Source organism: Sinimarinibacterium flocculans, assembly GCF_003201205.1.
GTDB classification, from domain to species: Bacteria; Pseudomonadota; Gammaproteobacteria; order Nevskiales; family Nevskiaceae; genus Solimonas; species Solimonas flocculans.
Genome location: NZ_QICN01000009.1, coordinates 33,213 through 46,549 on the forward strand (window position 1 = coordinate 33,213; position 13,337 = coordinate 46,549).

The 13,337-nt window shown below is 68.2% G+C and carries 15 protein-coding genes and 1 pseudogene; all 16 read left to right on the top strand.

Features of this window, described 5'->3' with window-relative positions:
* Positions 1–167: 167 nt before the first annotated feature.
* Entirely contained in the window at positions 168–1,250 is a 1,083-nt protein-coding gene (locus C8D93_RS15070; protein WP_110266049.1) for a hydrogenase small subunit, read from the top strand.
* A 26-nt stretch (positions 1,251–1,276) separates the two neighbouring features.
* Positions 1,277–3,130 carry a nickel-dependent hydrogenase large subunit gene (locus C8D93_RS15075; RefSeq protein ID WP_110266050.1) on the top strand — a complete coding sequence of 618 codons (1,854 nt, stop codon included), beginning with the start codon at positions 1,277–1,279 and terminating at the stop codon, positions 3,128–3,130.
* 52 nt (positions 3,131–3,182) lie between these two features.
* Positions 3,183–3,914, top strand: a complete 732-nt coding sequence (cybH, locus tag C8D93_RS15080; RefSeq protein ID WP_110266051.1) for a Ni/Fe-hydrogenase, b-type cytochrome subunit — start codon at positions 3,183–3,185, stop codon at positions 3,912–3,914.
* 78 nt (positions 3,915–3,992) lie between these two features.
* Positions 3,993–4,244 carry a HigA family addiction module antitoxin gene (locus C8D93_RS15085; protein WP_245903925.1) on the top strand — a complete coding sequence of 84 codons (252 nt, stop codon included), beginning with the start codon at positions 3,993–3,995 and terminating at the stop codon, positions 4,242–4,244.
* A gap of 26 nt (positions 4,245–4,270) precedes the next feature.
* The gene (locus C8D93_RS15090; RefSeq protein WP_110266053.1) at positions 4,271–4,951 is read left to right on the top strand and encodes a hydrogenase maturation protease HybD family protein; all 681 of its coding nucleotides are present in this window, start codon (positions 4,271–4,273) and stop codon (positions 4,949–4,951) included.
* Complete coding sequence (locus C8D93_RS15095; RefSeq protein ID WP_110266054.1) at positions 4,951–5,280, top strand: HypC/HybG/HupF family hydrogenase formation chaperone; 330 nt, start codon at positions 4,951–4,953, stop codon at positions 5,278–5,280. The genes C8D93_RS15090 and C8D93_RS15095 overlap by 1 nt, the downstream gene beginning before the upstream one ends.
* A complete protein-coding gene (locus C8D93_RS15100; protein WP_110266055.1) occupies positions 5,277–5,744 on the top strand; it encodes a thioredoxin domain-containing protein in 468 nt (155 codons plus the stop codon). The genes C8D93_RS15095 and C8D93_RS15100 overlap by 4 nt, the downstream gene beginning before the upstream one ends.
* Positions 5,745–5,786: 42 nt before the next feature.
* Positions 5,787–6,686 (top strand): hydrogenase expression/formation protein, encoded by a 900-nt coding sequence (locus C8D93_RS15105; RefSeq protein WP_110266056.1) that lies wholly within the window; start codon positions 5,787–5,789, stop codon positions 6,684–6,686.
* A 16-nt stretch (positions 6,687–6,702) separates the two neighbouring features.
* Complete coding sequence (locus C8D93_RS21390; protein ID WP_339374060.1) at positions 6,703–6,960, top strand: rubredoxin; 258 nt, start codon at positions 6,703–6,705, stop codon at positions 6,958–6,960.
* Positions 6,957–7,442 carry a [NiFe]-hydrogenase assembly chaperone HybE gene (gene hybE / locus C8D93_RS15115; protein WP_110266057.1) on the top strand — a complete coding sequence of 162 codons (486 nt, stop codon included), beginning with the start codon at positions 6,957–6,959 and terminating at the stop codon, positions 7,440–7,442. The genes C8D93_RS21390 and hybE overlap by 4 nt, the downstream gene beginning before the upstream one ends.
* On the top strand, positions 7,439–8,515 hold the full coding sequence (locus C8D93_RS20465; protein WP_146216625.1) for a hypothetical protein: 1,077 nt from the start codon (positions 7,439–7,441) through the stop codon (positions 8,513–8,515). Before hybE ends, C8D93_RS20465 begins: the two co-directional genes overlap by 4 nt.
* A pseudogene (locus tag C8D93_RS21155) lies at positions 8,503–8,886 on the top strand (hydrogenase maturation nickel metallochaperone HypA/HybF). The gene C8D93_RS20465 and the pseudogene C8D93_RS21155 overlap by 13 nt, the downstream one beginning before the upstream one ends.
* Positions 8,887–8,889: 3 nt before the next feature.
* A complete protein-coding gene (gene hypB / locus C8D93_RS15130) occupies positions 8,890–9,819 on the top strand; it encodes a hydrogenase nickel incorporation protein HypB (protein ID WP_110266059.1) in 930 nt (309 codons plus the stop codon).
* Positions 9,820–9,922: 103 nt separating this feature from the next.
* Complete coding sequence (locus tag C8D93_RS15135; RefSeq protein WP_211307372.1) at positions 9,923–11,404, top strand: sigma-54-dependent transcriptional regulator; 1,482 nt, start codon at positions 9,923–9,925, stop codon at positions 11,402–11,404.
* Positions 11,405–11,611: 207 nt separating this feature from the next.
* Positions 11,612–12,223, top strand: coding sequence for an OmpW/AlkL family protein (locus C8D93_RS15140; protein ID WP_170124049.1), 612 nt, complete (start codon positions 11,612–11,614; stop codon positions 12,221–12,223).
* A gap of 105 nt (positions 12,224–12,328) precedes the next feature.
* A complete protein-coding gene (locus tag C8D93_RS15145) occupies positions 12,329–13,336 on the top strand; it encodes an NADH-quinone oxidoreductase subunit B family protein (RefSeq protein ID WP_110266062.1) in 1,008 nt (335 codons plus the stop codon).
* Position 13,337 lies beyond the last annotated feature (1 nt).

Genomic DNA, 13,337 nt, shown 5'->3' on the forward strand with positions numbered 1-13,337 from the left:
GAAACTTCAATAAAAATCAAATAAAAACAATGAACTGAAATTATCCTGTCCATCTCCTCGGAAATGGCCCGCTTTTTGTTGAAGGTCGGGGAACCGGCAACGTGCATGCCGGCGATGGCCGTAAAACAAAAAACACCCCAAGGCGACAACCGAGGAGATCGATTCGTATGGAAACCTTCTACGAGGTCATGCGGCGGCAGGGCATCACGCGCCGCAGTTTCATGAAGTTCTGTTCGTTGACGGCGACTTCACTGGGCCTCGGTCCGGCCTTCGTGCCGCAGATCGCCAGCGCGATGGAGAACAAGCCGCGCACGCCGGTGCTGTGGCTGCATGGACTGGAATGCACCTGCTGTTCCGAGTCCTTCATCCGTTCGGCGCATCCGCTGGCCAAGGACGTGGTGCTGTCGATGATCTCGCTTGACTACGACGACACGCTGATGGCCGCCGCCGGCCACCAGGCCGAGGCGATCCTCGAAGAGATCATGACCAAGTACAAGGGCAACTACATCCTCGCGGTGGAAGGCAATCCGCCGCTGAACCAGGACGGCATGAGCTGCATCATCGGCGGACGCCCGTTCATCGATCAGCTGCGCCACGTCGCCAAGGACGCCAAGGCGATCATCTCCTGGGGCTCCTGCGCATCCTGGGGCTGCGTGCAGGCCGCCAAGCCGAACCCGACGCGTGCGACGCCGGTGCACAAGGTCATCACCGACAAGCCGATCATCAAGGTGCCGGGCTGTCCGCCGATCGCCGAGGTCATGACCGGCGTGATCACCTACATGCTGACCTTCGACCGCATCCCCGAGCTGGACCGCCAGGGACGGCCGAAGATGTTCTATTCGCAGCGCATCCACGACAAGTGCTACCGCCGCCCGCATTTCGACGCCGGCCAGTTCGTCGAGAGCTGGGACGACGAGGGCGCGCGCAAGGGCTACTGCCTCTACAAGGTCGGCTGCAAGGGACCGACCAGCTACAACGCCTGCTCCACCGTGCAGTGGAACGAGGGCACCAGCTTCCCGATCAAGGCCGGCCACGGCTGCATCGGCTGCTCCGAGGATGGGTTCTGGGACAAGGGTTCGTTCTACGACCGGCTCACCGACATCCACCAGTTCGGCATCGAGGCCAACGCCGACAGGGTGGGTGCGACGGCGGCCGGCGCCGTCGGCGCGGCCGTGGTGGCGCATGCGGCGGCCAGCGCGCTCAAGCGCGCGGCCGACAGCCGCAAGGCCAGCGAAACGACCGACGCCTGAGCCACTGAACAGGAACAGAACGAACCATGGGATACGAAACACAGGGCTTCAAGCTCGACGACAGCGGCCGCCGCATCGTCGTGGATCCGGTCACCCGCATCGAAGGGCACATGCGCTGCGAGGTGAACGTCGATGAGAACAACGTCATCCGCAACGCGGTGTCCACCGGCACGATGTGGCGCGGTCTGGAAGTCATCCTCAAGGGCCGCGATCCGCGCGACGCCTGGGCCTTCGTCGAGCGCATCTGCGGCGTCTGCACCGGCTGCCACGCGCTGACCTCGGTGCGCGCGGTGGAGGATGCGCTGGGCATCGAGATTCCGAAGAACGCGCACCTGATCCGCGACATCATGGCCAAGGTGCTGCAGGTGCACGACCACGCCGTGCATTTCTACCACCTGCATGCGCTGGACTGGGTGGACGTGGTCTCCGCGCTCAAGGCGGACCCGAAGGCGACGTCCGATCTTCAGCATCTGGTCTCGCCGAGCCATCCGATGTCGTCGCCGGGTTACTTCCGCGACATCCAGAACCGCCTGAAGAAGTTCGTCGAATCGGGCCAGCTCGGGCCGTTCATGAACGGCTACTGGGGCAACAAGGCCTACGTACTGCCGCCCGAAGCCAACCTGATGGCGGTGACCCACTATCTCGAGGCGCTGGACCTGCAGAAGGAGTGGGTGAAGATCCACACCATCTTCGGTGGCAAGAACCCGCACCCGAACTATCTCGTCGGCGGCGTGCCCTGCGCGATCAACATCGACGGCGACGGCGCCGCGGGTGCGCCGATCAACATGGAGCGCCTGAACTTCGTCAAGGCGCGCATCGACGAGATCATCGAGTTCAACAAGAACGTCTACATCCCCGACGTGCTCGCGATCGGCACCATCTACAAGGCGCACGGCTGGCTCTACGGCGGCGGCATCTCCGGAACGGAAGTGCTCGACTACGGCACCTACGAAAAGGTGTCCTACGACCACTCGACCCAGCAACTGCCCGGCGGCGCGATCATCAACGGCAACTGGGACGAGATCCACGAAGTCGATCCGCGCGATCCGGAGCAGGTGCAGGAGTTCGTGGCGCACTCCTGGTACCAGTACGCCGACGAGAACCGTGGCCTTCATCCCTGGGACGGCGTCACCGAGCCGAACTACGTGCTGGGCGCCAAGGCCAAGGGGACGCGCACGAACATCGAGCAGATCGACGAGTCGGCCAAGTACTCGTGGATCAAGTCGCCGCGCTGGCGCGGCCATGCGATGGAAGTGGGGCCGCTCGCGCGCTACATCCTGTCGTACTCGCACGCGCTCAAGGGCCACAAGTACTGCCAGCGCGTGAAGGAGCAGGTCGACTACAGCGCGATGATGATCAACAGCGGTATTCCCAAGGCGCTGGCCCTGCCGGAGACGCAGTACACCGTCAAGCAGCTGCTGCCGACGACCATCGGCCGCACGCTGGCGCGCGCGCTGGAAAGCCAGTACTGCGGCGAGATGATGCTCGACGACTGGCACGAGCTGGTGGACAACATCCGCAACGGCGACCGCAGCACCGCCAACGTCGACAAGTGGGATCCCAGGACCTGGCCCAAGGAGTGCAAGGGCGTCGGCACCGTCGCCGCACCGCGCGGCGGTCTCGGCCACTGGATCCGGATCAAGGACGGCCGCATCGAGAACTACCAGTGCGTCGTGCCGACGACCTGGAACGGCTCGCCGCGCGACACCAAGGGACAGATCGGCGCCTTCGAGGCCTCGCTGATGAATACGCCGATGGCCAATCCCGAGGAGCCGGTGGAAATCCTGCGCACGCTGCATTCCTTCGATCCCTGCCTGGCGTGCTCGACGCACGTCATGAGCCCGGACGGCCAGGAACTGAGCCGCGTGAAAGTGCGTTGACCGGTGTCGGCGGCCGCAGGGCCGCCGTCCCGTACGAGAGGAGACTTCTACGATGAGCACGGAACTGTCCGTTGCGGCCGCCGACGCCACCGGCGTCGACGAAACCGCGGTCGATCACGGCCAAAGCGTCAAGTCGGTCTACGTCTACGAGGCACCGGTGCGCATCTGGCACTGGATCAACATGCTGGCGATCCTGGTGCTGTGCGTCACCGGCTACTTCATCGGTTCGCCCTTGCCCACGCAGCCGGGGGAGGCGAGTGCGAACTTCCTGATGGGCTACATCCGCTTCGCGCACTTTGCCGCCGGCTACATCTTCGCGATCGGCATGATCGCGCGGATCTACTGGGCCGTCGTCGGCAACCACCACGCACGCGAGCTGTTCTCGGTCCCGATCTTCACGGCGGCGTACTGGCGCGAAGTGTGGTCGATGGTGAAGTGGTACAGCTTCCTCTCCGCGCGTCCGAACCGCTACGTCGGGCACAACCCGCTGGCGCGCTTCGCGATGTTCTTCGTGTTCGTGCTGACCTCGCTGTTCATGATCGTCACCGGCTTCGCGCTGTACGGCGAAGGGCTCGGCATGGGCTCGTGGGCGGACAAGCTGTTCGGCTGGGTGATCCCGCTGTTCGGCCAGTCCCAGGACGTGCACACCTTCCACCATCTCGGCATGTGGTTCCTGGTCTGCTTCATCATCTTCCACGTCTATGCCGCGGTGCGCGAAGACATCATGGGCCGCCAGAGCATCGTCAGCACGATGGTCTCCGGCTACCGCACCTTCAAGGACTGAAGACCGGACATGTTGCCGGCATTGTCTGCGGCACCGGCCGTGAGATCGGTTGGGCGTGCTTCCCCGGCGCGTCCACCCGTGCACCCCGGCCGGCTGCTGCAGAAACTCTTTCTGACGCCGATGCGCGTGAACCAGTCCGAGGCGGCGCGCCGTCTCGGCATCTCCCGTCGACGGCTGCATGAAGTGGTGCACGGCCGGCGCCGGCTGACGCCGGATACGGCGGTGCGCTGCGCGATGCACTTCGGCGGCGATGCCGAGTTCTGGCTTCAACTCCAGGCCGCGCACGACGGCTTCGTCGCGTGGCAACGGCTGCACACCGCACGTCGCTGATCCCGCCCTCATCCCCAGGAGCCAGCGTGAACACCGCGAGCCACGTTTCGACCGATACCCCCTGTAACGGCGGGCGTGACACGCCCGCCATCGTCGTGCTCGGCATCGGCAACCTGCTGTGGGCCGACGAAGGCTTCGGCGTGCGCTGCGCCGAGCTGCTGCAACGCGACCACGAGTTCGAACCCGGGCCGCGCATCGTCGACGGCGGCACCCAGGGCCTGTACCTGATCCAGCACGTGCAGTCCGCGGACCGCCTGCTGATCTTCGACGCCATCGACTACGGCCTGCCGCCCGGCACGCTGCGCGTGATCCGCGACGACGAGGTGCCGCAGTATCTCGGCGCCAGGAAGATGAGCCTGCACCAGACCGGCTTCCAGGAAGTGCTGTCGCTCGCGCGGCTCACGGGCCACTACCCGGAGCGCGTCGTGCTGATCGGCTGCCAGCCGGAGGAACTGGAGGACTACGGCGGCAGCCTGCGCGACGCGGTGCGCGCGGTCTTGCCGGAAGCGCTGCGACTGGGCGTGGAAACACTGGTCGAGTGGGGCTGCGCCGTGCGCCCGCGCCGGCAGCCGCTGGACCCGGCCGAAGCGGTGACGCTGCCGCATCTGGCGATGCAGCGCTACGAAGCCGAGCGCCCCGGTCCGGAGCAGGCCTGCCGCGTCGGCGACGAGCGCTTTCTCGTGACCCCCGGTCCGGAGCACGGCTGATGTGCATCGGCATCCCGATGCGCGTGATCGCCGCCGCGGACGGCTGGGCCGACTGCGAGGGACGCGGCGAACGCCGCCGCGTGCGCACGGCGCTGGTCGGCGAGCCGCAGGCGGGCGATCAACTGCTGGTGTTCATCGATTCCGCGATCGAGCGCCTGCCGCCCGGGCGCGCCGCCGAGATCGATGCCGCGCTGGACCTGCTGCAGGCCGCGATGCACGGCGAAGGCACGAATGCCGATCCCGGTTTCGCGCTGCCGTCGCGGATGGATTCAGACCAGCTTGCCGTGCTGACAGGCACGCCGCAGGCCGTAACCAGGAGTGGACCATGAGTGCCGTTGCCGAAGAACCCGCGATGTTCGCCTCCACGGCCGTCGTCACCGCACCGGCGGTGCCGGTGCTGATCGAGCGGCTGACCGCGTTGCCCGAGTCCGGCTGGGTCGACGCCGGCAGCCTGCCGGCGTTTCTCGCGCAGCCCGGCGATGCCGTGCTGTTCGTCTGGACCAATCCCGCGCGCTATCCGGAGTGCACCGACGTCGCCGTCGTGCTGCCGGAGCTGCGCAGCGCGCTGGGCGGCGGCGCGTCGCCGCGCTTTCGCATCGGCGTCGTCACCGCGGAAGCGGAGAACGAGATCGCCGACCGGTACGGCGTCATGCGCCGGCCCTCGCTGGTGTTCCTGCGCGACGGCCAGTACGTCGCGACGATTCCCGGCATGTGCGACTGGGACGATTTCCTGCGGGACGCCGCCGCGGCGCTGGTCGCGCCGCCGACGCGTCCGCTGCGCATCCTGCGCTGAGCACGCGCGGATGCTCCCGATGTTCGATTGCGGAGGATGTCCATGAGCCTGTCCGATGGCAGCAAACCCTTTCCGATTCCCATCAAGGTGATCGGCCCCGGCAGCCAGCCGGTGGAGGAAGAAGAACTCCAGTACATGCAGATGCCGCGCGGCATGGAGACCTACCGGCCGCCGATCCTGCCGGAGCGCGACGAGGCCGCCGCGTTCAAGGCCGGGCAGCAGGCGCTGCGCGAGATCGGCGCCGCGCTGGCGCGTGCGGTCGCGGCGCTGCCGGGCGGGCTGGCCCGGGTCAGCGAGCGTGTGGATCTGACCGCACTGGATGAAGCGGACCGCCGCTTCGTCAACCAGATCCTCGGTGAAGGCGAGGTCGGCGCGCGCATCGACGGCCAGCGGTCGGTGCGCATCCAGGAGTCGGTCTTCGCCAGCATCTGGCGCGTGGCCGTCTTCGAGGGCGAGTGCATGGTCGAAGACTACGTGGAAGTGGCGATGGTGCCTTTCGAGCTGCGCACCCAGGCGCGGCTCGATGCGAGCGACGTGCTGGCCGTCGACGCTCCGGACCGCCTGCCGCCGATGGTGATGAACGCGCCGTCGATCCTCACCGAGCTGGCCGACCAGGTCGCGACCTGGCAGCCGGGCCAGCCGCCGCACGTCATCAACCTGACGCTGCTGCCGCTGTCGCCGGAGGACGTCGTCCATCTCGACGAGCGCATCGGCAGCGGCCGCGCCACCATCCTGTCGCGCGGCTACGGCAACTGCCGCGTCAGCAGCACCCGCGTGCCGAACTGCTGGCGAGTCGTCTACTACAACTCGCAGGATGCGGTGATCCTCAACACGCTCGAGATCGCCGACATGCCGGAGGCGGTCTGTGCGGCAGCCGAGGATATGTCCGACGCGCTACCGCGTTTCCAGGAGGTGCTGGAATGGGTCGTCACCGACGCATGAGCGCGCCCGAAGGGCAATGGATGCCACCCGCGAGCGCTGCGTGATGGCCTTCCACGACCAACCCCGCTTCGAGGGGTCATATCTGGGCGACCGCAACCGCCTTCCGGCAGACGCGCGCCTCGAATGCAAGATCTGCTGGTGGGTCTACGATCCGGCCGAGGGCGATCCGGTGTGGCAGATTGCGCCGGGCACACCCTTCGCCGACCTGCCGCCGCACTGGCGCTGTCCGCAGTGCGACGGCGACGCCGAGCAGTTCATGGTGCTGGACGCGTGAACGCGGCGCTGCCGGCCGTCGAGGTCCTGCGCGAGACCTATGCGCGCATCGCCGCGACGCGCATGGCGGACCTGCCGGTCTGCAATACCGCGCTGGCGGTCGAGACCATCGGCTTCGCGCCCGCCGACGGGCCGGCGGAGGGCGAGCGCGGCTGGCTCGGCATCCTGCTCACCCCTTGGTGCATGAACCTGATCTGGCTGCCGGCGTCGCCGGACAGGCTCGCGGCGCCGGGGCATACGCGGACGCATCGCCTTGCCGGCGAACGCTACAGCTTCATCGGCGCGGAGGAAGCGGGCGTGGGGCGCTTCGAGATGTGCTCGCTGTTCTCGCCGGTGTTCGAGTTCGCCGACCAGGACTCGGCGTGCTGCGTCGCGCAGGCCGTGCTCGCGCAGTTGCGCACCGGGCGCGACGAGCCGGCACAGCCGTCGCGCCGCCGGCTGTTCGCAGGCTTTGCCGCAGCCGGCGAGGGCACGCCGCTGTGAACGTCGCGGCGGCAGCGGATCGCGTGCTCGTGCTGCGGCCGGGGGTGTCGCCGTCGGTCGCACCGCTGAGGGCATTGCCGCTGCGTTTCCTGCGCGGCATGGGCGAAGCACAGGCGGGCCCGATGCTGGAGCGCCTGCTGTCGCTGTGCGGTCCGGCCCATCGTGTCGCAGCGCGGCTCGCGTGGGCGGCACTGCGCGACGGTGCAGCAAGCCCGACGCCAGCGCAGTGCAGCGCGCTTCGTCACACTGCGCTGCGCGAACACCTGCGTCACCTGTGGCTGGACTGGCCGCAGCATCTGGCCGGCCGGCAGGTCGACGCCGACGGGCTGGCGGCGCTGGGCGGCCTGTGGCGAGCGCTCGACCGCGACGAAGGCTTTGCGGCTGCGCTGGGCGTGCAGCTGCTTGGCGCGCCACTGCGTGAATGGCTGCGCTGGCGGCGGCAGGCGGATGCATCCGTCGCGCTGGCGGCGCTGCGCCGTGCTCCCGGTGCGCCGGCACAGGCACTGGCCGGGGTCGCGGAGGACGCACGGCGATTGCGTCTGAGTATCGATGACACCCTGGAAACACTCACCCCGGACGCGTGGCCCGCGCTGGCCCGCGCGGCGTTCGCGGACGACGGCTTCGCCGAATGCCCCCGGGTTGCCGGCCGCGTCGCGCAGACCGGCGCCTGGGCACGGGCCGTGCGCCGCGGCGGCCTGCCGCCGGCCGATGCGCTCGGGCGCCTGCTGGGGCGGCTGGACGATCTCGCGGCGCTCGCGCTGGACGACGACGGCCTGCGCGGCGGCGCCTGCGCGGTGGACGCACGGCACGCACTGGCCTGGGTGGAAACCGCGCGCGGCGTACTCGTTCACCTGCTGGCGGTGGACGCGTGCGGAAACGTGGATCAGTACCGCGTCGTCGCGCCGACGCAGTGGAATTTCCATCCCGACGGCGTGCTCGCACGCGCGCTGGCGGCGCGCGCCCCCGGTGATCCGGCGCCGACGCTGCTCGCGATCGCCGGCGATCCCTGCGTGCCCTTCGCGGTCGAGGCGGCGGCGCGGCCCGTCGTCGAGGCGGATGCATGCATGAACTGAGCCTGGCGTCCGGCGTGCTGACGCTGGTCGACGACGCGCTGCGAGGGCAGGGGCGCGTGCGTCTCGAACGCGTGGTGCTGGAGGTTGGCAGTCTCGCCGGCGTGGAGATCGCGGCGCTGCGTTTCGCACTGGAATCGCTGGCGCCCGGCAGCGTGCTGTAGGACGCTGCGATCGAGATCGACGAAGTGCCGGCGCGGGCCTGGTGCATGGCCTGCGCGGTGCCGGTGCCGATCCACTCGCGCCTGGACGATTGCCCGCGCTGCCGCGGACGGCAGCTGCAACCCATCGGCGGCACCGAGCTGCGCGTGCGCGAGCTGCGCGTGATCGACCTGCCGCAAACCCTGTCGCTGGAAACACCCCTGGAGGAATGAACGATGTGCACGATCTGCGGCTGCGACGATCACGATCATGGTCATGACCATGACCACGGGCACGCGCATCCGGCACACGCGGCGGCGCATGTCCGCCACGATGCCGGCAGCGGCGACCTGCACTACGGTGCCGGCGCGGCCGGCGTCTCCGTGCCGGGCATGAGCCAGGTGCGGGCGATCCGCATCGAGCAGGACGTGCTCGGCGCCAACAACCGCATCGCCGCGCGCAACCGCGAGCGCTTCGCGCAGCAGGGCCGGCTCGCGCTGAATCTCGTCTCCAGCCCGGGTTCCGGCAAGACCACGCTGCTGTGCGCGACGATCGAGGCCCTGCGCCGGCGCGATCCCGCGCTGGCGGTCGCGGTGATCGAGGGCGACCAGCAGACCACGCATGACGCCGATCGCATCCGCGCGACCGGCGCACCTGCGGTACAGGTCAACACCGGCAAGGGCTGCCATCTCGACGCCGAGATGGTCGGCCGCGCCTGCGACGGGCTCGACGCGCAGGGCGGGGTGCTGTTCATCGAGAACGTCGGAAACCTCGTCTGCCCGGCGATGTGGGATCTGGGCGAGGCGGCCAAGGTCGCGATCCTGTCGGTGACGGAAGGCGAGGACAAGCCGCTCAAGTATCCCGACATGTTCGCCGCGGCAACGCTCATGCTGCTGAACAAGGTGGACCTGCTGCCGCACCTGAATTTCGATACGCAGCGCTGCATCGCCTACGCGCGCGAAGTGAACCCGCGCATCCGGGTCCTGCAGGTATCGGCGACGGCCGGCACCGGCATGGATGCCTGGCTCGACTGGGTCCTGCATGCGCTCGATCACGCGCGCGGCCGGCCTCACGCGCATGCGGCGGCGGACGAGACCGCCGAGCTGCGCCGCCGCCTCGCCGAGGCCGAGGCGGAGCTGGTCAGGTTGCGTGCGCAGCATGCCTGAGGGTTCGGCGGGAGACAGCCCGGCTATCATGCCGCGGCGGCGTGCCGCGAACGCTGCGATCCCGCAGCCGCATGCGCTCGCCGAGGCCTGTTCCGGAGAAGGCATGCCCAGCGTGCTGGTGGTGGATGACGAACGCAATTCGGTGGACGCCCTGCGGCGGACGCTGGAGGACGATTTCGAAGTGCTGACGGCGGGCTCCGCCGAGCAGGCGCTCGACCTGCTCGGTGCACGCGAGGAGATGCTGAACACCGACGTGCCGGTCGACGTCATCCTCTGCGACCAGCGCATGCCCGGCGCCACCGGCGTGGAATTCCTCAAGCGCGTGCGCCAGCGCTGGCCCGAGGTCGTGCGCGTGCTCATCTCCGGGCACAGCGATGCCGACGACATCATCGCCGGCATCAACGACGCGGGCATCTACCAGTACGTGCTCAAACCCTGGCTGCCGGCGCAGCTGGTGACGCTGGTCAGCGAGGCGGTCGAGGCCCGCACGCTGCAGAACGACGTCCGCCGCATCGAACTGGAGATGCGCAGCGACGGCGGCGTGCTGCGCCAGCGCGCGCGCAGCCGCCAGGAGCAGGTGCAGCTGCACCACGAATTCTCGCGACTCGTGCGCGCGCCCGACAGTCCGCTCAACGAGGTCTGCCGGCTCGCGCAGCAGGTCGCGCGCTACGACCTGGCGGTGCTGATCCAGGGCGAGTCGGGCACCGGCAAGGAGTTGCTGGCACGCGCGATCCACTACGCGAGCCCGCGCACCACCGGCCCGTTCGTGATGGAGAACTGCGCGGCGGTGCCGGACAACCTGCTGGAGTCCGAACTGTTCGGTCACAAGCGCGGCTCGTTCACCGGCGCGTACCAGGATCATGTGGGCCTGTTCCAGCGCGCCAGCGGTGGCACGATCTTCCTCGACGAGATCGGCGACACCTCGCCGACCTTCCAGGTCAAGCTGCTGCGCGTGCTGCAGGAAGGCGAAGTGCGTCCGGTCGGCGCAAACCAGGCGGTGCCGGTGGACGTACGCGTGATCGCCGCAACGCATCGCGACCTGGAAAGCGAGGTGCGGGCAGGGCGCTTTCGCGAGGATCTGTACTACCGCATCGCGGTGTTCCCGCTGACGCTGCCGCCGCTGCGCGAGCGCACGATGGACCTGCGCGTGCTGGTCGAGGGCCTGCTGCTGCAGGCCGGGCACGATCTCGCCAAGCCGGTCCGCGGTTTCACCGACGAAGCACTGGCCTGCCTGATGACGTATCCGTGGCCGGGCAACATCCGTGAGCTTCGCAACGAGATCTACCGGGCGCTCGCGCTGTCCGAGGATCTCGATATCGGCGCGGATCTCCTGTCAGCGCGCGTTCTGCGCGGCCGGCCGGGACTGGCGCTTGCGGACGGCGCCGCCGATGCCGCATCGCTGCCGCGTTCGGGCACGCTGCAATCGCGTCTGGAGGCGATGGAAGCGGCGATTCTCAAGGAAACGCTGCTGCGCTGCCGCTGGAACAAGACCAGGGCGGCGAAGGAACTGGGCCTGTCGCGCGTAGGCCTGCGGCAGAAGCTGCTGCGCCTCGGCCTTGAAAGGCAGGCCGAGCCCAGGTCCTGAGGCACAACTGCAAGCGGAATGCCGTCCCGGACGCCGCTTTGCATAGCTGCTTTCCAGCCCGGAGCCGTTCCGGAAGACGGGTCAACTCTGTAAGTATCTAATCGGAAACTCTTTTCGTTCTGGACGTGAGGATGGCATCGGTCTTGCCCTGATCTGCCGGGGGGACCTTAGATGTTCCCTTACGACAATCACACGAGGAGAGCAATCATGCAGATGCAGTCCATGCTGGCAGCCGCCGCGCTGCTGGCGGCAGGCATTCAGCCCGGCATTGCCCAGGCCCAGGAAGACAGCCGTTGGCTCGTGCGCACCACCGCGATCACCGTGCTGGCCGATGCCAGTTCCGACGTCCTGGATCTTTCGGTGGACGACCAGACCACGCTGGCGATCGACGCAACTTACTTCGCCACGCCGACACTGGGGATCAACGTGCTGGCCGCGTTCATGCAACCGGAGGTGAAATCGGGCGTTGCCGGGCCGCTCGGATCGGTGGGGCTGGTCCCGCCGATCGTGACCGCGCAGCTGCACCTGGGACGCGCGCAAAGCGCATTCCGTCCTTACGTGGGCGCGGGCTTCAACTACAACATCTTCCACGGCGGCAGCGGTCAGCTCGAAGCGCTGGACGTGGATGTGGACGACAGCATCGGCTTCGTGCTGCAGATCGGCGCCAACTACCACATCAACGACAACGTATCGATCAACGCGGACATCCGCTACCTGAGGTTCAACGCCGACGTCACCGTCGGCGCCAATCCCGCGCTGAACGACAAGCTGGAATTCGAAGGATTCATCCTGGGGGCCGGCCTGGGCTTCTGGCTCTAGGCAAAAAGCGCCTGCCGCCGCTGCCGTGCGGCAGGCGCGCTTCGGAGCGAACGCAGCGCGAGGGCGTATCATGTCCCCGCCGACGAAGCCGGGAGGCCTGTTCCCATGCGACGCTCATTTTCCGTGCTGTGGCTGCAATCCGGCGGTTGCGGCGGTTGCACGATGTCTCTGCTGAACGCGGAATCTCCCGATCTGCTCGCGACGCTGTCAGGCTTCGGCATCCACCTGCTCTGGCACCCGTCGCTGAGTGAAGCCTCGTGCAGCGACGTGACGACCCTGCTGCGCCGCCTGTGCGACGGCACGGAACCCCTGGATGCGCTTTGCGTTGAAGGCTCGCTGCTGCGCGGGCCGAACGGGACGGGCCGCTTCCACATGCTGGGCGGCACCAACCGCCCCATGATCGACTGGGTGCGCGAACTGTCCGGCCGCGCGCGCTACACCGTCGCCGTCGGCACCTGCGCGGCTTTCGGAGGCATCACTGCCGCCGGCAACAATCCGACCGACGCCTGCGGGCTGCAGTACGACGGCGCCGAACCGGGCGGCCTGCTGGGCGCCGACTACCGCTCCGGCGCCGGTCTGCCGGTGATCAACATCGCCGGCTGCCCGACGCATCCCAACTGGGTCACCGAGACGCTGATGACGCTTGCGCTCGGCGAGATGGACGAGACCGCGCTCGACGCGCTGCGCCGCCCGCGCATGTATGCCGACCATCTCGTGCACCACGGCTGCACGCGCAACGAGTACTACGAGTTCAAGGCCAGTGCCGAAAAACCGTCGGACATGGGCTGCATGATGGAGCACCTGGGCTGCAAGGGCACCCAGGCGCACGGCGACTGCAACACACGGCTGTGGAATGGCGAGGGCTCCTGCACGCGCGGCGGCTACGCCTGCATCAACTGCACGGCGCCGAACTTCGAGGAGCCGGGACACGCGTTCGCGGTAACGCCGAAGATCGCCGGCATTCCCATCGGCCTGCCGACCGACATGCCCAAGGCGTGGTTCGTCACGCTGGCCTCGCTGTCCAAGGCCGCGACGCCGCGCCGCGTGAAGGTCAATGCCGTCCACGAGCGCACGATGATCCCGCCGACGATCCACGGCCTGCCGGAGGACTGAC

Excerpts from the sequence above, each read along its gene's own strand:
- C8D93_RS15135 (WP_211307372.1), top strand. The coding sequence starts at position 9,923 with ATGCCCAGCGTGCTGGTGGTGGATGACGAACGCAATTCGGTGGACGCC.
- C8D93_RS15105 (WP_110266056.1), top strand. The coding sequence starts at position 5,787 with ATGAGCCTGTCCGATGGCAGCAAACCCTTTCCGATTCCCATCAAGGTG.
- C8D93_RS21390 (WP_339374060.1), top strand. The coding sequence starts at position 6,703 with ATGGATGCCACCCGCGAGCGCTGCGTGATGGCCTTCCACGACCAACCC.
- C8D93_RS15075 (WP_110266050.1), top strand. The coding sequence starts at position 1,277 with ATGGGATACGAAACACAGGGCTTCAAGCTCGACGACAGCGGCCGCCGC.
- C8D93_RS15070 (WP_110266049.1), top strand. The coding sequence starts at position 168 with ATGGAAACCTTCTACGAGGTCATGCGGCGGCAGGGCATCACGCGCCGC.
- C8D93_RS15140 (WP_170124049.1), top strand. The coding sequence starts at position 11,612 with ATGCAGATGCAGTCCATGCTGGCAGCCGCCGCGCTGCTGGCGGCAGGC.
- C8D93_RS15095 (WP_110266054.1), top strand. The coding sequence starts at position 4,951 with ATGTGCATCGGCATCCCGATGCGCGTGATCGCCGCCGCGGACGGCTGG.
- cybH (WP_110266051.1), top strand. The coding sequence starts at position 3,183 with ATGAGCACGGAACTGTCCGTTGCGGCCGCCGACGCCACCGGCGTCGAC.
- C8D93_RS15145 (WP_110266062.1), top strand. The coding sequence starts at position 12,329 with ATGCGACGCTCATTTTCCGTGCTGTGGCTGCAATCCGGCGGTTGCGGC.
- C8D93_RS15100 (WP_110266055.1), top strand. The coding sequence starts at position 5,277 with ATGAGTGCCGTTGCCGAAGAACCCGCGATGTTCGCCTCCACGGCCGTC.
- hypB (WP_110266059.1), top strand. The coding sequence starts at position 8,890 with ATGTGCACGATCTGCGGCTGCGACGATCACGATCATGGTCATGACCAT.